General features: G+C 73.5%; 18 protein-coding genes. 10 read left to right on the forward strand and 8 right to left on the reverse strand.

What is annotated here, in order from left to right:
- Positions 1-127: 127 nt before the first annotated feature.
- The 5 genes from OG823_RS12415 (at position 128) to OG823_RS12435 (ending at position 5,376) form a co-directional block, all read left to right on the forward strand.
- Entirely contained in the window at positions 128-1,090 is a 963-nt protein-coding gene (locus OG823_RS12415) for an STM4015 family protein (protein ID WP_371479546.1), read from the forward strand.
- A 26-nt stretch (positions 1,091-1,116) separates the two neighbouring features.
- A complete protein-coding gene (locus tag OG823_RS12420; RefSeq protein WP_371479547.1) occupies positions 1,117-2,232 on the forward strand; it encodes an STM4014 family protein in 1,116 nt (371 codons plus the stop codon).
- A 50-nt stretch (positions 2,233-2,282) separates the two neighbouring features.
- The gene (locus OG823_RS12425; protein ID WP_371484444.1) at positions 2,283-3,119 is read left to right on the forward strand and encodes an STM4013/SEN3800 family hydrolase; all 837 of its coding nucleotides are present in this window, start codon (positions 2,283-2,285) and stop codon (positions 3,117-3,119) included.
- On the forward strand, positions 3,116-4,468 hold the full coding sequence (locus OG823_RS12430; RefSeq protein WP_371479548.1) for an STM4012 family radical SAM protein: 1,353 nt from the start codon (positions 3,116-3,118) through the stop codon (positions 4,466-4,468). Before OG823_RS12425 ends, OG823_RS12430 begins: the two co-directional genes overlap by 4 nt.
- 62 nt (positions 4,469-4,530) lie before the next feature.
- A complete protein-coding gene (locus OG823_RS12435) occupies positions 4,531-5,376 on the forward strand; it encodes an STM4011 family radical SAM protein (protein ID WP_371484445.1) in 846 nt (281 codons plus the stop codon).
- A gap of 156 nt (positions 5,377-5,532) precedes the next feature.
- Here OG823_RS12435 and OG823_RS12440 read toward each other — a convergent pair whose 3' ends face one another.
- From OG823_RS12440 to OG823_RS12470, 7 genes are all read right to left on the reverse strand, one after another.
- Entirely contained in the window at positions 5,533-6,867 is a 1,335-nt protein-coding gene (locus OG823_RS12440) for a protein kinase (protein ID WP_371479549.1), read from the reverse strand.
- 93 nt (positions 6,868-6,960) lie between these two features.
- Positions 6,961-7,950 carry an ABC transporter substrate-binding protein gene (locus tag OG823_RS12445; protein WP_371479550.1) on the reverse strand — a complete coding sequence of 330 codons (990 nt, stop codon included), beginning with the start codon at positions 7,948-7,950 and terminating at the stop codon, positions 6,961-6,963.
- 42 nt (positions 7,951-7,992) lie between these two features.
- Positions 7,993-8,775: an amino acid ABC transporter ATP-binding protein gene (locus OG823_RS12450; RefSeq protein ID WP_371479551.1), complete on the reverse strand. Its 783-nt coding sequence runs from the start codon at positions 8,773-8,775 to the stop codon at positions 7,993-7,995.
- The gene (locus OG823_RS12455) at positions 8,772-9,767 is read right to left on the reverse strand and encodes an amino acid ABC transporter permease (RefSeq protein WP_371479552.1); all 996 of its coding nucleotides are present in this window, start codon (positions 9,765-9,767) and stop codon (positions 8,772-8,774) included. Before OG823_RS12455 ends, OG823_RS12450 begins: the two co-directional genes overlap by 4 nt.
- 31 nt (positions 9,768-9,798) lie before the next feature.
- Positions 9,799-10,752 (reverse strand): ABC transporter substrate-binding protein, encoded by a 954-nt coding sequence (locus tag OG823_RS12460; RefSeq protein WP_371479553.1) that lies wholly within the window; start codon positions 10,750-10,752, stop codon positions 9,799-9,801.
- Between the two features lie 121 nt (positions 10,753-10,873).
- Complete coding sequence (locus OG823_RS12465) at positions 10,874-11,419, reverse strand: GNAT family N-acetyltransferase (protein WP_371479554.1); 546 nt, start codon at positions 11,417-11,419, stop codon at positions 10,874-10,876.
- Positions 11,416-12,609, reverse strand: a complete 1,194-nt coding sequence (locus OG823_RS12470) for an LLM class flavin-dependent oxidoreductase (RefSeq protein WP_371479555.1) — start codon at positions 12,607-12,609, stop codon at positions 11,416-11,418. Before OG823_RS12470 ends, OG823_RS12465 begins: the two co-directional genes overlap by 4 nt.
- A 642-nt stretch (positions 12,610-13,251) precedes the next feature.
- On the opposite strand from OG823_RS12470, the gene OG823_RS12475 reads away from it, so the two are divergent.
- Entirely contained in the window at positions 13,252-14,325 is a 1,074-nt protein-coding gene (locus OG823_RS12475) for an amino acid ABC transporter permease (RefSeq protein ID WP_371479556.1), read from the forward strand.
- A complete protein-coding gene (locus tag OG823_RS12480; RefSeq protein WP_371479557.1) occupies positions 14,322-16,277 on the forward strand; it encodes an FAD/NAD(P)-binding protein in 1,956 nt (651 codons plus the stop codon). The genes OG823_RS12475 and OG823_RS12480 overlap by 4 nt, the downstream gene beginning before the upstream one ends.
- Before the next feature lie 35 nt (positions 16,278-16,312).
- Here the strand turns inward: OG823_RS12480 and OG823_RS12485 are convergent, their stop codons facing one another.
- Positions 16,313-17,317, reverse strand: a complete 1,005-nt coding sequence (locus OG823_RS12485; protein ID WP_371479558.1) for a hypothetical protein — start codon at positions 17,315-17,317, stop codon at positions 16,313-16,315.
- A 134-nt stretch (positions 17,318-17,451) separates the two neighbouring features.
- Between OG823_RS12485 and OG823_RS12490 the strand changes: the two genes are divergently transcribed.
- The 3 genes from OG823_RS12490 to OG823_RS12500 all read left to right on the forward strand — a co-directional run bounded on the left by OG823_RS12490 (position 17,452) and on the right by OG823_RS12500 (position 21,442).
- A complete protein-coding gene (locus OG823_RS12490) occupies positions 17,452-19,752 on the forward strand; it encodes an FdhF/YdeP family oxidoreductase (protein ID WP_371479559.1) in 2,301 nt (766 codons plus the stop codon).
- An 81-nt stretch (positions 19,753-19,833) separates the two neighbouring features.
- On the forward strand, positions 19,834-20,850 hold the full coding sequence (locus tag OG823_RS12495; protein WP_371479560.1) for a sigma-70 family RNA polymerase sigma factor: 1,017 nt from the start codon (positions 19,834-19,836) through the stop codon (positions 20,848-20,850).
- Positions 20,851-21,031: 181 nt separating this feature from the next.
- The gene (locus OG823_RS12500) at positions 21,032-21,442 is read left to right on the forward strand and encodes an SgcJ/EcaC family oxidoreductase (protein ID WP_371479561.1); all 411 of its coding nucleotides are present in this window, start codon (positions 21,032-21,034) and stop codon (positions 21,440-21,442) included.
- The last annotated feature ends 168 nt before the right edge of the window (positions 21,443-21,610 follow it).

A 21,610-nucleotide genomic window follows, 5' to 3' on the forward strand; every position in this document is an offset into this window, starting at 1 on the left:
CGCTGCGAGCCCGGCCGCTCGAAGCCCCACCGCTGAAGCCCCACCGCTGCGAGCCCGGCCGCTTCGATCCCTGTCGGTGGCTGCTGGTAGACAGGCTCTGCCCCCTTTCGTCCCGAGGAGAAGCGCCATGACGGTCAACAAGCACATCGAGGAATTCCACGGCCTGCCGGTGTTCGACGTCGCGGGCGCACTCGCCGACGGCAGGGCGCTGCCCGCGCCGGGCGACGTCGCCTGGCGGCTGGACGTGGACTTCGACTCGTCCGGCACCTTCGCGGAGCTGTGGGAGGCGTTCCTCGGCGCGGTCGACCCGGCCGGCGTCCGGGCCGTGGTGGTCGGCTCCTGGTGGGGCGACGACCCGATGCAGCCGCTGACCGAGTCGCTCGCGCTGATCGTGGGCAGCGCGGGGCGGCTGCCCGCCCTGCGGGCGCTGTTCCTGGGCGAGGCGACGTTCGAGGAGAGCGAGATCTCCTGGATCCAGCCGACCGACCTGACCCCGCTGCTGGAGGCCTACCCGCTGCTGGAGGAGCTGGCCGCCCGTGGCGCCTACTCCACGTACGGCGAGCTGCCGCCGCCGTACCTGCGGCCGGTGCGGCACGAGCACCTGCGGGCGCTGCGCTTCGAGTCGGGCGGCCTCTCCGGCACGGTCGTGCAGGCGATCGGCGCCAGCGAGCTGCCGGCGCTGGAGCGCCTCGACCTCTGGCTCGGCACCGACGACTACGGCTGCGACGTGACGCTGGAGGACCTCGCGCCGGTGCTCGACGGCGGCCGCCTCCCGGCCCTGCGCCACCTGGGCCTGGAGAACAGCCACCTGGCGGATGAGATCGCCGGGGCGGTGGCCGGCGCGCCGGTGGTCGCCCGGCTGACCTCGCTCAGCCTCGCCCTGGGGATGCTGACCGACCAGGGCGCCGCCGCGCTGCTGGCGGGCCAGCCGCTCACCCACCTCGCCTCGCTCGACCTGCACCACCACTACCTCGGCGAGGAGATGCAGCAGCGCCTGCGGGACTCCGTGGCGGCGGCCGGCGTCGCGCTGGACCTCTCGGACGCCGAGGGGCCGGACAACGACTGGCCCTACGTCGCCACCGGCGAGTGACCGGCGATCCGACGGACCACCCGGCCATGACCTCTCCGCGGCTCACCGTGCTGGGCGTCCCGGGCCACCGGCGGGTGACGCTGTTCGCCGCCGCCGCGCGGGCCGCCGGGCTGCCCGAGCCCGCCGTCCTGCCCTGGCTGGACGTGCTGCGCGGCTCGTACCGGATCGAGCCGGGCACCGTCCTGCGGGTGGACTCGCCCGGCGAGGACGCGGCGGTGGACGCGCTGCTGCGCGGTCCGGCCCTCGGCAGCGGGTACGCGCCGACCCGGGTGGAGGGCACGGCCGCCTGGTACGCCGGGTTCACCGCCGCGCTCGCGGGGGTGGCCCGGGCCGTCCGGGCGGCGCCCGGTGCCCGGCTGCTCGCCGATCCGGCCGAGACCGGCGTGATGTTCGACAAGCGCCGTACCCACCGGCTGCTCGCCGGGGCGGGTGTACCCGTCCCGCCGGCGCTGGAGCAGGGCGCGGAGCCCGTCCGGGGCTGGGCGGATCTGCGGGAGCGGCTGGCGGCCGCCGGTCTGCACCGGGTCTTCGTCAAGCCCGCGCACGGCTCGTCCGCCTCCGGCGTGGTGGCCCTGGAGTTCGGCCCGCGCGGGCAGGTGGCCGCGACCACCTCGGCGGCCTGGCAGGGCGGTGAGCTGCACAACTCACTGCGGGTACGGCGTTACCGGGAGGAGCGGGAGGTCGCCGCGATCGTCGACCGGCTGGCGCCGGACGGCCTGCACGTCGAGCGGTGGATCCCGAAGGCGTCCCAGCGCGGGCGCTCCGCCGACCTGCGGGTGGTGGTGGTCGCCGGCCGGGCCACCCATGTCGTGGTGCGCACCAGCGGCGGCCCGATGACCAACCTGCATCTCGGCGGCGCCCGGGGCGATCCGGAGCTCGTCCGGGCGGCGGCGGGCCCCTGCTGGGCGGATCTGCTGGAGACCGCCGAGCGGGCGGCCGCCTGCTTCCCCGGCTCCCCGATGGCCGGGGTCGACGTGCTGCCCTCGGCCGGGTGGCGGCGCTACCTGGTCGGCGAGGTCAACGCCTTCGGTGACCTGCTGCCGGGGCTCACCGGCCTGCCCGGCGGCCCCGCCGAGGACCTCGACACCTACGGCGCCCAGATCGCGGCCCTCCTGACGGCCGGCCGGGGAGCCACCCCATGACCGAACGGACGAACAGCCCCGTGCAGCGGACGAACCACCCGATCCCCGACATGAACCAGGTCGTCGGCAGCCACGACCTGCTGCTGGTCACCCTCGACACGCTGCGCTTCGACGTCGCCGAGGAGCTGGCCGCGGCCGGGCGCATCCCGCACCTCGCGGCCGTGCTGCCCGGCGGCCGGTGGGAGCGCCGGCACTCCCCCGGCAGCTTCACGTACGCCGCGCACCAGGCCCTCCTGGCGGGCTTCCTGCCCACCCCGGCGAGCCCGGACGGGCCGCATCCGCGCCTGTTCGCGGCCCGCTTCGCCGGCTCCGAGACCACCGAACCCCGGACCTGGGTCTTCGACACCGCCGACCTGCCGTCCGGGCTGGCCGCGGCCGGGTACCGGACGGTCTGCATCGGCGGCGTCGGCTTCTTCAACCGGCAGGGCCCGCTCGGCTCGGTGCTCCCCGGGATGTTCCAGGAGAGCCACTGGGAGCCGGAGTTCGGCGTGCCCTCGCCGGTCTCCTTCGAGGCCCAGGTGACCCGCGCCGAGCAGGTGGTCGCCGCCCAGCCCGCCGGGCAGCCGCTCTTCCTGTTCCTCAACGTGGCCGCGCTGCACCAGCCCAACTGGTTCCACCTGCCCGGCGCCACCCGCGCGCACGGCGACAGCCGGGCCAGTCACGCCGCGGCCCTGGAGTACGTCGACCGGCACATCGGGCGGCTGTTCGGCGCGATGAGCCGGCGCCGCCCGTGCTTCGCGATCGTCTGCTCCGACCACGGCACCGCCTACGGCGAGGACGGCTACACCGGCCACCGGATCGGCCACGAGGTGGTCTGGACGGTCCCGTACGCGCACTTCACGCTCCCCGCCACCACCCCCGCAGCCGAGGAGGCCCCGCCCCGATGACCACCGCCCTCCCCCTGCTCCCGGCCGACACCCCGGCACCGGACTCCCCCTACCGCAGCTACGTCTACGCCTACCCGCACAAGACGGCCTACCGCCCGCTGCCCGAGCGGCCCGCGCTGCGCGACCTCTGGGCGGGCGAGCCACAACACGCGCTCTCGCTCTACCTGCACATCCCGTTCTGCGAGGTGCGCTGCGGCTTCTGCAACCTGTTCACCCGGATCGGCAGCCCGGACGGCCTCACCACCGCCTACCTGGACGCCCTGGAGCGGCAGGCCGGCGCCGTCCGCGAGGCACTGGACGCCGACGCCCGGTTCGCCCTCGCCGCCTTCGGCGGCGGCACCCCGACCTACCTCACCGCCACCGAGCTGGAGCGGCTCTGCGACATCGCCGAGCAGCGGATGGGCGCCGACCTGCGGGCCGTCCCGCTCTCGGTGGAGGCCTCCCCCGACACCGCCACCGCCGACCGGCTGGAGGTGCTCGCCGCCCGCGGCACCACCCGGCTCAGCCTGGGTGTGCAGTCCTTCCTCGACGAGGAGGCGAAGTCCGCCGTCCGCCCGCAGAAGCGCGCCAAGGTGGAGGCGGCGCTCGGCCGGATCCGGGCGGCCGGCTTCCCCGTCCTCAACATCGACCTGATCTACGGCATCGACGGCCAGACCACGGCCAGCTGGCTGCGCTCGCTGGACGCGGCACTGGCCTGGGCGCCCGAGGAGCTGTACCTCTACCCGCTGTACGTCCGCCCGCTCACCGGCCTCGGCCGGCGCCCGGGCGAGCAGGACCCGCGGGCCTGGGACGAGCAGCGCCTGACGCTCTACCGGGCGGGCCGGGACCACCTGCTCGCGCGGGGCTACCAGCAGGTGTCGATGCGGATGTTCCGCCGGTCCGGCTCGCCGCAGGCCGGCACGAGCGAGTACAGCTGCCAGACCGACGGCATGGTGGGTCTGGGCTGCGGCTCCCGCTCCTACACCTCGGGCCTGCACTACTCCTTCGACTACGCGGTGGACGCCGGCGAGGTCCGCTCGATCATCGACGACTACGTGGCGACCACCGACTTCACCCGGGCCGAGGTCGGGCACCGGATGGACGCGCAGGAGGCCCGCCGACGCCATCTGGTGCAGTCGCTGCTGCAGGCCGAGGGCCTCGACCCGGCCGACTACCGCCGGCGGTTCGGGAGCGACCCGGGCGCCGACTTCGCCGCCGAGCTGGCCGCGCTCGGCGCGGCCGGGTGGCTCGCCGACGGCACGGACCGGCTGCGGCTGAGCCCCGAGGGGCTGGCGCACTCCGACGCCGTCGGGCCCGAGCTGTTCTCCCCCGCCGTCCGGCGCCTGATGGCCGGTTACGAGGCGAAGTGACCGGGCACCCGAGCACCGCCGACCTGGGCATGCCGGGAGTGCGTCCGCCCGCTCCCGAACCGCTGGACCTGACGGTCCTCTACCGGGGCCCGCTCGCCTCCTGCGACTACGACTGCCCGTACTGCCCCTTCGGAAAGCGCCGGGACACCCCCGAACAGCTGCGTGCCGACCGCGCCGCGCTGGCCCGCTTCGCCGACTGGGCCGCCGAGCAGCGTGGCGACACCCTCTCGCTGCTGTTCACTCCGTGGGGCGAGGGGCTGGTCCGTTCCTGGTACCGCGAGACGCTGGCGGCGCTGAGCCGGCTGCCGCACATCCGCCGGGTGGCGATCCAGACCAACCTCAGCTTCCGCACCGACTGGCTGGCCGGCGCCGACCGGGACACCCTCGCCCTGTGGACGACGTACCACCCGGGTGAGGTCACCCACGAGCGGTTCCTCGCCAAGTGCCGGGAGCTGAGCGCGCTCGGCGTGCGGTACAGCGTCGGCGTGGTCGGCGAGCCCGAGCACCTGGCGCCGGCCCGGCGGCTGCGCGCCGAGCTGGCGCCGGAGGTGTACCTCTGGGTGAACGCCGCCGAGGGCCGGACGTACACCGACGCGCAGGCCGCCGAGTGGGCCGCCCTCGACCCGCTCTTCTCCTACTCCCGCACCCCGCACCCGAGTGCCGGACTGCCCTGCCGCACGGGCCGCTCGGTCATCTCGGTGGACGGCGACGGCACGGTTCGCCGCTGCCACTTCGTCCGGACCGAGCTGGGCAACCTGTACGACGGCTCCTACCGAGCCGCGCTCGGGCCGCGTCCGTGCGAACTGGCCGTCTGCGACTGTCACATCGGCTACGTGCACCTGGAGACGCTGCCGCTGTACGACGTCTTCGCCGGCGGGGTCCTGGAGCGCGTCCCGAACGGCTGGTGAGCGAGGCAGAACAACCGCCCGGGGGCGGCACGGACCGGGGGCGGCACGGACCGACACCGACCGGGCGCGGGCGGTGGGATCCCTGCGCCCGACGCGCTGCCGCCGGACGGCGCGGCGGTGGTGTTCGGGCACGGCGATCCCGTGGTCGGCGGCGCCTCAGTCGTGCTGCGGACCGCCGCCGAGCAGCACGCCCAGCCCCGGGCCCGCGCCGACTGCGCCCTGTCTCCGCGCGGCCCGCTCCCAGCGGACGATGTCCCGAGCGACGTCCGCCGCGGTCTCCTCGTCGTGCGCCGTCCCGGGGACGATCTCACGCAACAGGGCCGCCGCCTCGCCCGGTTCGCCGGAGCGGGCGAGCCAGAGCGCGAGGTCGTGGCAGGTCCGCAGGGTGCGCGGGTCGGCGGGGCCCAGCACCCGCGCGAAGTCGGGGAGCAGCTCCACCAGCAGCCGGACGGCCTCGGCCGGCTCCCCGTCGACGCCGCGGGCCCAGGCCAGGTCGGCCCGCTGCCGCAGCTCCTCCGGCTCCGGCGCGGCAGGCATCGGCCCGGCAGGCATCGGTACGGCAGGCTCCTGCGTGGCAGGCTTCGGCACGGCCCGCTGGCCCGGCACGGCGACCGGCACCGTGGCGGTCCCCGCCGATGCCGCGGGCGCCGTGGGGAGGCGTCCGGCGGGCGAGGCCGCGATCGCCGCCAGCGCGCGGCGGACCTCCGCGGCGTCCGCCGGGCGGTCGGCCGGGTCCTTGGCCAGCAGCCGCAGGATCAGCTCCGCCAGTGCCGGCGACGCCCCGCTCGGCGCGGCCGGCGTCTCGTTGAGGTGCTGGTACATCAGGGAGACCGCACTACGGCCGTCGAACGGCCTTTTCCCGGAGCAGAGTTGGTAGAGGACGCAGCCCAGGGCGTACAGGTCGGCGCGGCCGTCCACCACGGCGCCCGCCCAGCGTTCGGGCGACAGGTAGTGCGGGCTGCCGATCACGCTGCCGGTGCTGGTGAGCCCGGCCGAGTGGTTCTCCAGGCGGGCGATGCCGAAGTCCAGGACCTTGGCCTCGCCCGACTCGGTGATCATGATGTTCTCGGGCTTGATGTCCCGGTGCACCACGCCGGCGCGGTGGGCCGCGTCGAGCGCGCCGCAGACCTGACCGGCCCAGCGCAGGGCGTGCTCGGGCCCGGGCGGGCCCTCCCGCAGGACGTCCGCCAGCGAGCGGCCGCGGACCAGCTCCATCACCAGGTAGTGGACGGCGGGGCCCGGGCCCCGCCGTACCTCCCCCAGGTCGTGGAGGGTCACGATGTGCGGGTGCGAGAGGTTGCCGACCGTCCGGGCCTCGGTGACGAAGCGCCGGACCTCCCGGTCGTCGGCCGCGTGCTCCTCCGAGATCACCTTCACCGCGACCGGCCGGCCGACCTTGCGGTCGAAGGCCTCCCACACCACTCCGAAGCCGCCCCTGCCGAGCTGTTCCACCAGCCGGTACCGGCCGTCCAGCACGTCCCCGACCCGCATGCCTGCCCCCAAGTCCACCGGATTCGAACGCTGTTCACGATAGCGGCGGGGGCAGGCGGGCGGGCGGTGGACCCGCCCCGGGCGCGGGGTGGGTCAGGGGTTGGTCTTGGGCAGCCCGGGCGGGTTGATCTCGGAGGTCTGGACGGCCTCGTTGTCCAGACCCCAGCGCTTGAGGGCCTGCCCGTAGGTGCCGTTCTTGATGATCTCGTTGATCGCCTCGTTGAGTGCCTTGACCAGGCCGTTGTCCTTCTTGGTGGTCGCCGCGATCTTGCCCAGGACGTTGGCGCCACCACCGGAGTAGGTGCCGATCACCTCGCTCTGCCCGGTCTGGACGACGTGGAAGGCGGCGCTCGGGTTGGGGCCGAGGTAGGCGTCGATGCGTCCGGAGGAGAGCGCCAGGTAGTAGTCGGAGGCGTTCTGGTAGTACTTGATGTCGACCGGCTTGAGGCCCGCCTTGACGTTCTGGTCGTTCCAGTCGATCAGCAGCTTCTCCTGGTTGGTGCCGGAGCCGACCCCGATGGTGTGGCCCGCCACGTCCGGGGGCCCGGCGACCTTCCAGCCGCTGCCCTTCTTGGCCTCGAAGCCGAGCACGTCCAGCCGGTAGGTGGCGAAGTCGTACTTCTCCTTGCGGGCCTCGGTGACGGTGATGTTGCTGAGGCCCACGTCGTACTTGCCGCTGTCCAGGCCGACGAAGATGTTCTCCCAGGAGACCGGGTTGAGCTCGACCTTGAGGCCGAGCACGTTGCCCACCAGGTAGGCGATGTCCGGCTCGACGCCGATGATGGTCTTGTCGTCGTCGGCGTGGAAGTCCAGTGGCGGCACGGTGCCGAGCGAGTCGACGACCGTCAGTGTGCCCCGCTTTCTGATCTCCTCCGGTACGAGCGCCGCGATGGCGTCCACCTTGGGCGTGGTCACCCGGTTCTGGTCGGGACCGAGGTTCACCGTGACGCCGTTCGGCGCCGTGGTCGCCTTCGGGGCGCCGAGGTCGGCGGAGGCGGTGGAGGAGGAGCCGCAGGCCGCCAGGGTGAGGGTGGCGACGGCGGCGAGCGAGGCGGTGACGAGGGCGCGACGGGGTAGGGACATGGCGACGACTCCGTTGTTCGGCGGGCTGGTGCGGAGGACTGTTCAGAGAACCTTGGACAGGAAGGACCGGGTGCGCTCGTGCTGCGGATCGTCCAGCACGGCGGCCGGCGGCCCCTGCTCGACGACGACTCCGCCGTCCATGAAGACCACCGTGTCGGCCACCTCGCGGGCGAAGCCGATCTCGTGCGTCACGACGATCATGGTGGTGCCGGTGTGCGCGAGGTCCTTGATCACATCGAGCACCTCGCCGACCAGCTCCGGGTCCAGGGCCGAGGTCGGCTCGTCGAAGAGCAGCACCTTGGGCTGCAGCGCGAGCGCCCGGGCGATCGCCACCCGCTGCTGCTGGCCGCCGGAGAGCTGGCGCGGGTAGGCGTCCGCCTTGTCCGAGAGGCCGACCCGGGCGAGCAGCGCGAGCGCCGCTGTCCTCGCCTCGGCCTTGGGCTGCTTCAGCGCGCTGATCGGCGCCTCGACGATGTTCTCCAGCACGGTCAGGTGCGGGAAGAGGTTGAAGTTCTGGAAGACGAAGCCGATGCCGGTGCGCTGGCGCAGCACCTCGCGCTCCTTCAGCTCGTGCAGCCTGCCGCCCGAACGGCGGTAGCCGATCAGCTCGCCGTCGATCGAGACGAAGCCGCGGTCGAGCTTCTCCAGGTGGTTGATGGCGCGCAGCAGCGTCGACTTGCCCGAGCCGGACGGGCCGAGCACCACGGTCACCGAGCCGGCCGGGACGACCAGGTCGACGCCGCGCAGCACCTCCAGCGCGCCGAAGCTCTTGTGCACTCCCCGGACCCGCACCATGGCGTCGGCGTCGGCAGTGGCGGTGGTCATGAGAGGCCTCCGGTGGAAGGTGCGGTGCGGCGGGTGGCCTGGACGTGTTGGACGAAGCCGCGGACCCGCTGCAGCGGGCCGGGCGGCGGGGTGCGCTGCGCGCCCCGGGCGAAGTACCGCTCGACGTAGTACTGACCGATCGAGAGCAGCGTGGTGAGCAGGATGTACCAGACGGTGGCGACCATCAGCAGGGGCACCACCCGGCCGGTGCGGCCGTAGATCACCTGGACCTGGTAGAAGAGTTCGCCTATCGCCATCACGTAGACGATCGAGGTGCCCTTGAACAGCGAGATCACCTCGTTGGCGGCGGCCGGCAGGATCCCGCGCATGGCCTGCGGCAGGACGATCCGCCAGGCCTGCCGCAGCCGGGGGATGCCGAGGGCGGCGGCGGCCTCCAGCTGGCCGTTGTCGACGGCGATGATGCCGCCCCGGATGATCTCGGCGGCGTACGCGGCCTGGTGCAGCGCGAGGCCGAGCACGGCCGCGCCCATCGCCCCGAGGACGCTGATGGTGTCGAAGGACAGCACCGTCGGGCCGAACGGGATGCCCACACCCAGCCGCTTGTACAGATAGGAGAGGTTGAACCAGAAGACCAGCTGGACGATCAGCGGAATCGACCGGAAGGCCCAGATGTACACCCAGGCGATGGTCTGCAGGACGGCGCTGCGCGAGAGCCGAAGCGCGGCGATCCCGGCGCCCAGCAGGAAGCCCAGGATCGTTCCGTAGAAGGTGAGTTGGAGCGTGATCCAGACGGATTTCAGGATCGTGCCGGTGGTGACGAAGGCCCGGAAGGTCGGCCAGTCCCAGCCCGGGTTGGTGGCCATGCCGTGGACGAACTGGGCGACCAGGACGGCGGCGGCCACGCCGGCCGCCCAGCGCCAGGGGTGGCGGGCGGGGACGATGGTGAGAGCGGCCGGGTCGTCGGGGAGAGCGGCGGTGGTCCGCTCCCGGCCCGCGACGAGGGCGGGTTCCTGCTCGGTGCTGAGAGTCATGGTGGGATTCCTCCGAAGCGCGGACACGGGATCACGGGTGCTCGGGCGGGCTGATCAGGGACTCCTTGATCGCGGAGTCGGTGACTCCCCACTTCTTCAGGATCCGGTCGTACGTGCCGTCCTTGATCAGTTGGTTGACCGCGCCCTGGAAGGCGGGGGCGAGCGGCGATCCCTTCTTGAAGGCGAAGCCCACGTCCAGACGGTGGAACTCGCCGAGGAACTTCGTCCCGGCGGCCGCCTGGGAGGCCTGGTAGCGCAGCCCGTTGATGGTCGACATGACGACGTCGATCCGGCCCTGCTGGAGCCCGGTCAGGACCGCCGCGTTGTCGGAGAAGGCCTTCACCTCGTACGGCTTCTTGCCCGCGTCGGAGCAGACGCTCTTCTTGCTGTTCAGGGTCGTCTCGAAGGTGGTGCCGGCGCCGGTGCCGACGTTCAGGCCGCAGAGCTGGGTGAGGTCGGTGACGGGCTGGAGGGTGGTGTTGTCCTTCTTCACCGCGAAGCCCTGGCCGTCGTCGATGTAGGTGACGAAGTCGACGGTCTTCAGCCGGACGGCGGTGACCCCGAAGTTGCCGGTGCCGACGTCGTACTTGCCGCTGCCCAGAGCGGGCAGGATGGTCTCGAAGGAGGCCTCCTCGCGCTGGACCCCCAGTCCGAGCACCTTGGCCACGGCGTCGGTGAAGTCGATGTCGATGCCGGCCGGCTTGTCACTCGCCCCGTCCGGGTGGAACGCGCTGGGCGGCGCGTTGACGGAGCTGCCCACCTTGAAGCTGCCGGACTTGCGCACGTCCTGCGGCAGCAGCGCGGCGATGCTGTCGACCTTCGCGACCGACGAGACGACGTCCTGGCTCGCGGCGGCGACTGCGGACCCGCCGGCGGGCGCGGCCCCGGCCGGGGAGGCCGGGTCGGAACCGCAGGCGGTCAGGGCCAGCACCGGGAGCAGGGCGGTGGCGGCGAGCAGGCCGCGGCGGGCGGTGGTGGCTCTCACGGGGTGTGGCGCCTTTCGGTGACGGCCGGACGGCTGGCGCCGGCCTGGGTAAGGAGTGCGGGACTGCGAGAGTTCGGGACTGCGGGAGTGCGGTGGGCCGGAGCTTGAGGGCTTCAGAACTTCAGGGCTTCAGGACTTGAGCGGCCCGGACGTCCGGGCGCCCGGCGGGAGGCGCGGCGAGCCGCTTCTCGAACGCGAGCGGACCGACGGTCGAGGGATCGGCCGTCACGTCGAACAGCGGCGTGTACCCGGTCGCCAGGTAGAGACCCTTGGCCTCGGGCTGGAGCGGACCGGTGGTGAGGTACATCCGGCCGTGGCCGGCAGCGGCCGCGGCCGCCTCCAGTTCGGCCAGCACCCGGCGGGCCAGACCGCGGCGGCGGTGGCCGACGGCCGTCCACATCCGCTTCACCTCGGCGGTCCGCCCGTCGTAGCGGCGGTAGGCGCCGCCGGCCACCGGCACTCCGTCCTCCAGCAGGAGCAGCAGCAGACCGTGCGGCGGGTGGAACTCGCTGCTCGGGTAGCGGGCCATCTCCTCGTGCGCCCGCTCGCCGTAGCGGCCGAGGTACTCCTCGGTGAGTCCCCTCAGCAGCGGTTCGGCCAGCGCGTCGTCGGGGCTCACCCGGCGGATCTCGACGACCGCCGGATCGGCCGCCGTCCCGCCGCTCATACCTGCGCCGCGATCAGCTGGTGCCGGTCGTGCTCGGCGCGCTCCTGCCGGGCGGCCTCCTCGGCGGCCTTCCGCGCGTCCCGCCGGGCGACCTCCTCGCGGACGATCGGGATGACGTAGCGGCCGAAGTCGATGGTGTCGTCGAGCAGCGCGTAACCGCGGGCGGAGAGGATGTCGACGCCGAGGTCGTAGTAGTCGAGCAGGGCCTCGGCGACCGTCTCGGGCGTGCCCACCAGGGCGTTGGAGTTGCCGGCCCCGCCGGTGGCGGCGGCGGTCGGGGTCCACAGCGCGCGGTCGTAGCGCTCGCCCGCCTCGGCGATGGCGATCAGGCGCTGGGAGCCGGTGTTCTCGGGGCTGTGGGTCGCCGGCTTGCCGCCCTTGCCCGGAACGCCGAGGTTCTGCCGCCGGACGAAGGCACCCCCCTGCCGGCGCTCGTTGATGGTGGCCACCGTCCGGTGGGCCTTCTCCCAGGCCAGCTCCTCGGTCGGCGCGATGATCGGCCGGAACGCCACCTGGATCCGCGGCGGGTCGGTGCGCCCGGCCGCGAGTGCGGCGGCCTTCACCGTCTCGATCTGCTCGGCGGTCTGGGCGAGCGGCTCACCCCAGAGGCAGAAGATGTCCGCCTCGGCCCCGCCGGCCGCGTAGGCCGCCGGCGAGGAGCCCCCGAAGGAGACGTTCGGGCGCGGCGACTGGACCGGGAAGACGTCGGAGACGAAGTCGTTGAAGCGGTAGTACTCGCCCTCGTGGTCGAAGGGCTCGGTGCTCGTCCAGGCCCGCTTGACGATCCGGATGTACTCGCGGGTCCGGTCGTAGCGCTGATCCTTCGTCAGGAAGTCGCCCTCGCGCTGCTGTTCGTGGTCGTTGCCACCGGTGATGAAGTGCACGGTGAGCCGGCCGTCGCTGATCCGGTCGAGCGTGGCGAAGGTCTTGGCGGCGAAGGTCGGGTAGGAGACGTTCGGCCGGTGGGCCAGCAGGATCTGCAGCTTGTCGAGCCGGGCGGCGATGTACGCGGCGGCCGGTGCCGGGTCCGGGGCGCCGGCCGCGTAGGCGAACAGGACCCGGTCCCAGCCGTTGTCCTCGTGGGCGCGGGCCAGACGCAGGGTGTAGTCGCGGTCGAAGGCGGCGGTCGTCCGCACCTCCGTCTCCGAGCCGTTTCCGGTGGCGGCGATACCGAGGAATTCGACGGGCATGGTGGCTGACCTCTAGTTCTCTCTGTGCGATCCGCCCGGCGTGGGCGGTTTCGGGCACGGCGGAGCCCGGCGCGACGAGGCGCTGGGCGTGCCTGGGGGGGAGCCGCTGCGCGGGCCCGGGTGGGTGGGGAGGAGGAAGCGGACGGTTCGGCCGGCGGCGCGAGCGCCTCGGTCGGCAACGCGTGACGATGGTGCGGCTGGAGTGAGGAGGCGGCAGCGTGCGCCTGAACAACCACCGGTGCAGAGCGTGCAGGTGGCTTCCCGGCCCGCGACGGGGCACCGAGGGAGGGTCTCCGAAGGAGAAGGGCCGGTCAGATCAGACGGCCCGCTGCCGGAATCAGCCGCGACATGCCGCTGACCACACTCGACCGAAGTCGATGTGGTCGCGGGTGACCAGGGGCTGCTCGGCGTACATGGGTCACAGTTGAGCAGTCATCGGTGGAATCCGTCAACCACTGTCCATCAACCGGCCGCTGAGGGCCCCGACGGACGGCGCCGCCCTTGACACCCACCGATCGGTCATGCGTACGATCCTTCCGGAGTGAGTGCACGCCGGCCGCGTTGAGGGACGCGGTACGCGCGACGGCAGTACGTGACGACGCCCCGCCTGCCCGCACCTCCTCCACGCCTGGAGCCCTCCTCATGGCCACCCCGCAGGACGTCCTTCCCGTCACCGGCCCGCCTCCGCGCCTGCTGGGCAACCCCGCAGCCACCACCGACCGCGCCACCGCCGACCGCGTCACCGCCGACCCGCAGCCCGGCGACGGCGGCCGACTGCCCGACGCCCTCACGGACGCTCCGATCGTCGCCCGCCGGCGCCCCTGGCAGCTGGTCTCGGCGGCCGTCGCGCTGCTCCTGCTCGCCATGGCGGTCAACTCGGTCGTCCGCAACAAGGCGTTCCAGTGGGGGGTGGTGGCCGACTACTTCACCTCCACCTCCGTCCTCGACGGCCTGCTGCTCACGCTGTGGCTGACCGCCGCCACCCTGTCGCTGGGGTTCGTCCTCGGCACCCTGCTGGCCACCATGCGACTGTCCGCCAACCCGGTCCTGCGCACCATCAGTTGGGGCTACGTCTGGCTCTTCCGATCGACGCCGCCGCTGGTCCAGCTGCTGTTCTTCTTCAACATCGGCGCCCTCTACCCGACCCTCGGCCTGGGCATCCCGTTCGGCCCGGAGTTCGTCACCTTCCGGACGGTCAACCTGCTCGGGCCGACCCTCACCGCCGTGATCGGCCTGACCCTGCTGGAGGCCGCGTTCGCCGCCGAGGTGGTGCGCGGCGGCATCCTCTCCGTCGACCGCGGCCAGCTGGAGGCCGCCCAGGCCCTCGGGCTCGGCCGGGCCCGGGTGCTGCGCCGGATCATCGTGCCGCAGGCCATGCGCACCATCGTGCCGACCGCGGGCAACATGCTGATCAGCGCGCTCAAGGGCACCAGCATCGTGAGCGTGCTCGCGGTCTCGGACCTGCTCTACTCGGTCCAGCTGGTCTACAACCGGACGTACCAGGTGATCCCGCTGCTGGTGGTGGCCACCCTCTGGTACCTGCTGGTCACCTCCGTGTTGTCGGTCGGCCAGTACTACCTGGAGCGCCGCTTCGCCCGCGGCGCGACCCGCGAGGGCCTGCCACCGACCCCGCTGCAGCGGGCCCGGGTGCTGTACGGGCGGCTGCGCTCGGCCGTCGACCAGGCGCCCTCCGGCCCCGCCGGGGAGGAGCGGTGAGCACGCTGGTGATCGTCGGCGCCGGGCCGCGCGGTGCCGGGCTGCTGGAGCGGATCGCCGCCAACTCCGCCGAACTGCTGCCCGCCGACCGGCCGTTGCACATCCACCTGGTCGATCCGTACCCGCCCGGGGCCGGCCGGATCTGGCGCCGGGAGCAGTCCCCGCTGCTGCGGATGAACTCGATGGCCGAGGACGTCACGATGTTCACCGACGAAAAGTCGACCATCGAGGGCCCGGTCCGCCCCGGCCCCTCGCTGGCCGAATGGGCCGCCCGAAGCGAGGAGTTCGCTCCCTACCGGGAGGTGGGAGACCCCGCCGTCCGGGACGAGCTGCGCACCCTGGCCCCGACCGACTTCCCGACCCGGCGGGCCCAGAGCGCCTACTTGGACTGGGTCCTGCGCCGCGCGATCGCGGACCTTCCGGCGCACATCACGGTCACCGTGCACCGGGACACCGTCCAGGAGGTCACCGGCCCGGCCGACGGACCGCAGCTGGTCCGGCTCGGCCGTCGCACGCTGAGCGCCGACCACGTCACCCTGACCATCGGGCACCTCGACTCCGCACCCGACCCGCGGCACGCCCCGATGGCCGAATTCGCCGCCCGGCACGGCCTGTTCCACCTCGCACCGGCCTACTCCGCCGACGCGGACCTCTCCGGGATAGCCCCCGGCGAACACCTGGTGCTGCGCGGCCTCGGGCTCGCGTTCGTCGATCTGACCGCGCTGCTCACCGAGGGCCGCGGCGGCCGCTTCGAGGAGACGCCGGCCGGCCTGGTCTACCACCCCTCCGGCCGCGAACCGGTGATCCACACCGGCTCCCGACGCGGCGTCCCCTACCACTCGAAGACCGAGTACCGGCTGCAGGCGGCGCCCGCGCCACTGCCCCGCTACTTCGGCCGGGAGGCCGTCGACGGCGTCCTCGCGCGCCCCGGACCCCTCGAACTACGCCGTGACTTCTGGCCGTTGATGGCGAAGGAGATCGGCTTCGGCCACTACCACGAACTGTTCCGGGCCCACCCCGAGCGCACCGCCCTGCCCTGGGAGGACTTCCTCGCCGCGTACGACCGGCTCGACTGGTACTCCCCCGCACTGGCACGGCTGATCGACACCGCCGTCCCCGACCCGGCCGACCGGGTGGACTTCGAGGCGCTCGACCACCCGCTGGCCGGGCTGACGCTGGACAGCGGCGAGGAGCTCCAGCGGCACCTGCGGGCGTACATCACCGCCGACGCCGACCGCCGCGCCGATCCGGCCCACAGCGCCGACCTCGGCGCCTTCCTGGCGCTGCTCTCGCTCTTCGGCCAGCTGCCCCGGGTGATGGCCTCCGGGCGGCTGACGGCCCGGTCGGTCGGGCAGGAGCTGGACGAGTGGTGGTTCGGCTTCTTCAGCTTCCTCGCCTCCGGCCCGCCCGGCTTCCGGCTGCGCCAGCTGCTCGCCCTCTCCGAGGCGGGGGTGGTGCGCTTCCTGGGCGCCGACCTCGCGGTCGAACCGGACGAGGCCACCGGCACGTTCCGCGCGAGCAGCCCGACCGTCCCCGGCCGGGTGGTCACCGCCACCGCGCTGATCGAGGGCTACCTCCCCAAGCACGCGCTCGCCCGCACCCGGGATCCGCTGCTGCGACAGCTGCACGCCGACGGGCGGATCATCGAGGAGGTCGTCCAGGACGAGGACCACACCCATCGCTCGGGGCTGCTGACCATCTCGCCCGCCGACAGCCGCATCCTGGACCCGGCGCTCGGCGGCGCCCCGCACCCGCGCCGTACCGCGCTCGGCCCGCACACCAGCCTGCGTGCGGCGGCCGCCTTCGCCCGGCCGCGCACCGACTCCCCCGGGTTCCGCCAGACCGACGCGGCCGCCCGGGCCATCCTGCGCGACCTGGCGGAACCGGCCGGGCCGGCGCAGGGCGCCCGGCCCTCGGTGGACGGTCTGGCCACGGCGGCGGCCGGGAGGTGACGGGGGCCCGGCGGGCGGCGACGTGACGGCGGGGCTCAGTAGGCGGGGAGCGGCGGCGGACCGGCCCCCGGCGGGGCGCCCAGCGCCGCCGCGGCCACCTGCTCGGCGCTCAGGTGGTCGGGGGCCAGCAGGATCCGGTCCATCAGTCCTCGGGCGCCGGTCCGGCGCTCCAGCTCCTTCAGGCAGACGTCCGCCTCCCGGTCGCTCTCGAAGTCCCAGACCAGCAGACGATGGACGATCGCCACCGCCTCGGCCCAACTGAGCCCGGCGGCCCGGCCGGCCGGGCTCAGCCCCCACAGCTCGGCGTACCGGCCGAGGTCGAGCCGGGTCTCCGCCAGCAGCGGGTGTCCCTCGCCCAGCGTCTGCTGGACCAGGGGCACGACCTGCTGCAGGTGGTGCAGCGCACGGCCGACGTCGCCGGTGTCGGCGATCTGCAGCGCCAGGTCGTGCCGGGCCTTGAGCACCCGCTCGTCGTACGGGCCGAGCACCGCGGACAGCTCGGGCACCAGCGCGTGCAGCTGGAGCACCGCGACGTGCGGATCGCCCGCGGTGCCGGTGAGGACGGCCAGTTCGTAGCGCGCCTGCAGGGTGTCCGGATCACCCGGGCCGAACGCCCGGACCAGGTCGGGCACCACCTGGGCGAGCAGCTGGTACGCGCCGGCCCGGTCGCCCGCCGCCTCGCGGTACCAGGCCAGCTCGCGCCAGGTGGTGAGGGTGTCGCGGTCGTACCGGCCCAGCCCGGCGACCATCTCCCGGGCGAGCGCCTCCAGCAGCCGCACCGCCTCGGCGCTCTCCCGCTCGCCCGCCTCCCGGCGCCGGCCCAGCAGCGCGGCCCGCGGGTCCCCGGCGACGGCCGGCCCCGATGCGGCCGCGGCGGACGCCTGCGGCGGTACGGCGGGCGGCACGGCGGGCATCGGCGGCGCGCCGGCGGGCATCAGCGGCGCGGCGAACGGCCCCTGCTGCGGTGCGTACGGCCCCGGGGGCGGCTGTTCGGCTCCGGTCGGCGGCATGATCCACGGCTCCTCTGCGTCGGCGGGCACGGCACATTCTGTCGCGCGCCACCACCGCGCCCCACACCGCCGGCCGACCCGCACCGCTGCCCGATCGAACACATGAGTGGAAGGATGGATGCCGGGGCCGGCGACGGAGCGGCCCGTACGACCCGGAGGACCCCATGGCGAAGCAGGCCCCGCAGAGCGACCCGGCCCAGGACGACCCGGCGGTGACCGCGCCCGGGCACGCGGCGGCCGGGCTCCCGGCCGTGGGCCACAGCCTGCGGATGGCGGCCGAGCAGATGAGCACCCGCCGCACCCTGGCGGTGCTGCGCAAGGTCAACCAGCCGGACGGCTTCGACTGCCCCGGCTGTGCCTGGCCCGAGCCGGACAAGCCGCACATCGCCGAGTTCTGCGAGAACGGTGCCAAGGCGGTCGCCGAGGAGGCCACCGAGCGGCGGATCACCGCCGACTTCTTCGCCGCCCACCCGGTGGCCGAGCTGGCCGGGCGCTCCGGCTACTGGCTGGGCCAGCAGGGCCGCCTCACCGGGCCGATGCTGCTGGACGAGGGTGCCACGCACTACGTGCCGGTCTCCTGGGAGGAGGCGTTCAGGACGATCGCCGAGGAGCTCAGGGCGCTGGACACCCCGGACGGCGCCGCCTTCTACACCTCCGGGCGGACCGGCAACGAGGCGGCCTTCGCCTACCAGCTGTTCGCCCGCCGGCTGGGCACCAACAACCTGCCGGACTGCTCCAACATGTGCCACGAGTCGTCCGGCTCCGCGCTGGTCGAGACGCTCGGGGTGGGCAAGGGCAGCGTCAGCCTGAAGGACCTGTACCAGGCCGACCTGATCATCGTCGCGGGTCAGAACCCGGGGACCAACCACCCCCGGATGCTCTCCGCCCTGGAGCGGGCCAAGCGGGCCGGGGCGCGGATCGTCAGCGTCAACCCGCTGCCCGAGGCCGGCCTCGAACGCTTCAAGAACCCGCAGAACGCGCGCGGACTGGCCGGCCACGGCACCAAGCTGACCGATCTCTTCCTGCAGATCCGCCTCGGCGGCGATCTGGCGCTGTTCCGGGCGCTCAACCAGCTGTTGCTGGCCGCCGAGGAGAAGCACGGCAACGTGCTCGACCGGGAGTTCATCGAGGAGCACTGCCTGGGCTTCGAGGAGTTCGCCGCCGAGGCCGCCGGCACCGACCGCGAGGAGGTCCTGAAGGCCACCGGCCTGCCGTTCGAGCAGATCGAGGAGCTCGCCTCGATGGTGCTGGCCTCGCGGAAGGTCATCGTCTGCTGGGCGATGGGCCTCACCCAGCACAAGCACGCGGTGCCGACCATTCGCGAGGTGGTCAACTTCCTGCTGCTGCGCGGCAACATCGGGCGGCCGGGCGCCGGGGTCTGCCCGGTGCGCGGGCACAGCAACGTCCAGGGCGACCGGACGATGGGCATCTTCGAGCGCCCGTCCACGGCGTTCCTGGACGCGCTGGGCAAGGAGTTCGCCTTCGAGCCCCCGCGCGAGCACGGCTTCGACGCGGTGGAGACGATCCGGGCGATGCGCGACGGCCGGGTACGGGTGTTCTTCGCGATGGGCGGCAACTTCGTCGCGGCGACGCCCGACACCGACGTCACCGAGGCCGCGATGCGCCGCTGCCGGCTCACCGTGCACGTCTCGACCAAGCTGAACCGCTCGCACGTGGTGACCGGCGCCCGCGCGCTGATCCTGCCGACGCTGGGCCGCACCGACCGGGACGTCACCGCCAAGGGGGCGCAGTTCGTCAGCGTCGAGGACTCGATGGGCATGGTGCACTCCTCGCGCGGGGGCCTGCGCCCGCCGGCCCCCGGGCTGCTCTCCGAGGTGGCCATCGTCTGCCGGCTGGCCCGCGCCACCCTCGGCCCGCAGGACGACACCCCCTGGGAGGACTTCGCGGACGACTACGACACCGTCCGCGACCGGATCGCCCGGGTCGTCCCCGGCTTCGAGGACTTCAACGACAAGGTCCGCCGCCCCGGCGGGTTCGCCCTGCCGCACGGCCCGCGCGACAGCCGCACCTTCCCGACCGCCACCGGCCGGGCCAACTTCACCGTCAACGCGCTGACCGCGCCCGAGGTGCCGCCGGGCCGGCTGCTGCTGCAGACGCTGCGCTCGCACGACCAGTACAACACCACGGTCTACGGGTTGGACGACCGCTACCGGGGCATCACCGGCGGGCGACGGGTGGTGCTGGTCAACCCCGCGGACGCGGACCGCCTCGGGCTGGTCGAGGGCGGTCATGTGGACCTGGTGAGCGAGTGGCGCGACGGCGTGGAGCGCCGGGCAGCGCACTTCAAGGTGGTGCACTACCCGGTGGCCGAGGGCGGCGCCGCGGCCTACTACCCGGAGACCAACGTCCTGGTGCCGCTGGACTCGACCGCCGACATCAGCAACACCCCGACCTCCAAGGCCGTGGTGATCCGCTTCGAGCCGGACAGCGGCCCGGTGGCCTGAGACCCCGCCCACCCGGAACCCGCCCCGGTGTCGTCGCCACCGACTAGGGTGCTCCTGGCAGTGCGGAGAGGGAGCGTGGGCGTGACGTCACAGGAAGCGGGCTTCGACCGTTCGGTCGCACCGTTGCGAACGGAACTGCTGGCGTACTGCTACCGGATGCTCGGCTCGGCCCACGACGCCGAGGACCTGGTCCAGGAGACGTATCTGAGGGCGTGGCGGGCGTGGGAGCGGTACGACCCCACTCGCAGCTCGCCGCGCACCTGGCTCTACCGGATCGCGACGAACGCCTGCCTGACCGCCTTGGAGGCCCGCGGCCGCCGACCGCTGCCGTCGGGGCTGGTGGCCGCTTCCGACCCGCTCGGGCCGTTCGTCCAAAAGGAGAACGCCACCTGGCTCCAGCCCCTGCCGGACTCGTTGCTGGACGCGGGCGATCCGGCCGGGGCCGTGATCGACCGCAGCAGCCTGCGGCTGGCGTTCGCGGCCGCGCTGCAGCATCTGTCGGCGCGCCAGCGCGGTGCGCTGATCCTGCGTGACGTGCTCGGCTTCCCCGCGTCCGAGGCGGCGGAGATCCTCGGCACCACCACCGTGTCGGTGAACAGTTCCCTGCAGCGGGCGCGTACCCGGATGAAGGACGCGGGAATCCGGCAGGAGCGTCTCGGCGAGCCGTCCTCGGCCGAGCAGCGCGCCTGGGTCGACCGCTACATGAAGGCGTTCGAGCACGCCGACGTCGAGGGCCTCAAGCGGCTGCTCACCGAGGACGTGCTGATGGAGATGCCGCCGCAGCTCAACTGGTTCGTCGGCCGCGGCAACTACGGCCTGTTCATGGAGTGGGTCTTCGGGGCGCTCGGAACGGACTGGCGCCTCAGAACGGTCTCGGCCAACGGCCAGCCCGGTTTCGCCGCCTACCGGCGCGACGGCGACGGATACCGGCTGCACACCCTCCAGATCTTCACCGTGACCGCCGAGGGGATCAGCCGGAACTCGGTGTTCCAGGGTCCCGAGGTGTTCGCGACGTTCGGTCTGGCGGCCGGACCGGACGACCGGGGTCCTGTCGACACCGGGGGTGGCGTCCAGCCGGGGCGGCGTCCAGCCGGGTGAGGGTGCCGGCAGTGCGGGGCGGCCGGGCACCGCGGGCGTCTCCCGTGCCCGGACGGGGCCGCGCCCGGCCCGCCTCGGCATCCTCCGGCCGCCGGCGCGATGAGTTCCGGCCCCGCCACCGGTATGTAGTGACGAGTTCGCCGGAACACCCCGTGCGAACCGGTCACGAGGGAGAAATCCGATGTCCGACAGTCGTACGCAGGACGAGGCCGCGATCAAGGCCGTGCTGGCCGCCTCCTACCGGGCGTGGGAAGCGGGCGACGCCGACGGCATGGTCGCCGACTACACGGCGGACGCGACCGCCGTCATGACCGGCTCGCTCCGCGACAGCCGTGACGTGATCCGCCGGAGCATGGCCCTGGGCTTCGAGGGTCCGCTCAAGGGCAGCTCGACCCGCAACAGGCAGCTCAGCATCCGCTTCCTGGGCAGGGACGGCGCGATCGTCGTCAGCGAATCCGGCATCCTGTTCGCCGGCGAGAGCGAGGTCCCGGACGCGCGCAAGGTGAACGCGACCTGGGTCCTGGAGAAGCGGGACGACCGCTGGCTGATCGCCGCCTACCACAACAGCCCGGTGGTGGCGCCCGGGAACTGAGTCGCGGCCGCGCGGCGCGAGGTCCCGGGGGTTCCGTCGAACGACGTGGGCACCGGCCGCCAGGAGGGCGGCCGGTGCCCACGTCGTCGACGCGCCGAGGTCCACGACGTCCCGGACGTCGCCGGGCAGCCACGCCCGCCGGGGCCGCCGGGGCCGCCGGGGCAGCCG

The organism is Kitasatospora sp. NBC_00315, from assembly GCF_041435095.1.
Classification (GTDB): Bacteria; Actinomycetota; Actinomycetes; order Streptomycetales; family Streptomycetaceae; genus Kitasatospora.

What these genes read in the sequence shown, in the direction of transcription:
- OG823_RS12500 (WP_371479561.1), top strand. Translation starts at nt 21,032, where the DNA reads ATGTCCGACAGTCGTACGCAGGACGAGGCCGCGATCAAGGCCGTGCTG.
- OG823_RS12420 (WP_371479547.1), top strand. Translation starts at nt 1,117, where the DNA reads ATGACCTCTCCGCGGCTCACCGTGCTGGGCGTCCCGGGCCACCGGCGG.
- OG823_RS12425 (WP_371484444.1), top strand. Translation starts at nt 2,283, where the DNA reads ATGAACCAGGTCGTCGGCAGCCACGACCTGCTGCTGGTCACCCTCGAC.
- OG823_RS12490 (WP_371479559.1), top strand. Translation starts at nt 17,452, where the DNA reads ATGGCGAAGCAGGCCCCGCAGAGCGACCCGGCCCAGGACGACCCGGCG.
- OG823_RS12470 (WP_371479555.1), bottom strand. Translation starts at nt 12,609, where the DNA reads ATGCCCGTCGAATTCCTCGGTATCGCCGCCACCGGAAACGGCTCGGAG.
- OG823_RS12445 (WP_371479550.1), bottom strand. Translation starts at nt 7,950, where the DNA reads ATGTCCCTACCCCGTCGCGCCCTCGTCACCGCCTCGCTCGCCGCCGTC.
- OG823_RS12450 (WP_371479551.1), bottom strand. Translation starts at nt 8,775, where the DNA reads ATGACCACCGCCACTGCCGACGCCGACGCCATGGTGCGGGTCCGGGGA.
- OG823_RS12430 (WP_371479548.1), top strand. Translation starts at nt 3,116, where the DNA reads ATGACCACCGCCCTCCCCCTGCTCCCGGCCGACACCCCGGCACCGGAC.
- OG823_RS12475 (WP_371479556.1), top strand. Translation starts at nt 13,252, where the DNA reads ATGGCCACCCCGCAGGACGTCCTTCCCGTCACCGGCCCGCCTCCGCGC.
- OG823_RS12440 (WP_371479549.1), bottom strand. Translation starts at nt 6,867, where the DNA reads ATGCGGGTCGGGGACGTGCTGGACGGCCGGTACCGGCTGGTGGAACAG.
- OG823_RS12415 (WP_371479546.1), top strand. Translation starts at nt 128, where the DNA reads ATGACGGTCAACAAGCACATCGAGGAATTCCACGGCCTGCCGGTGTTC.
- OG823_RS12455 (WP_371479552.1), bottom strand. Translation starts at nt 9,767, where the DNA reads ATGACTCTCAGCACCGAGCAGGAACCCGCCCTCGTCGCGGGCCGGGAG.
- OG823_RS12465 (WP_371479554.1), bottom strand. Translation starts at nt 11,419, where the DNA reads ATGAGCGGCGGGACGGCGGCCGATCCGGCGGTCGTCGAGATCCGCCGG.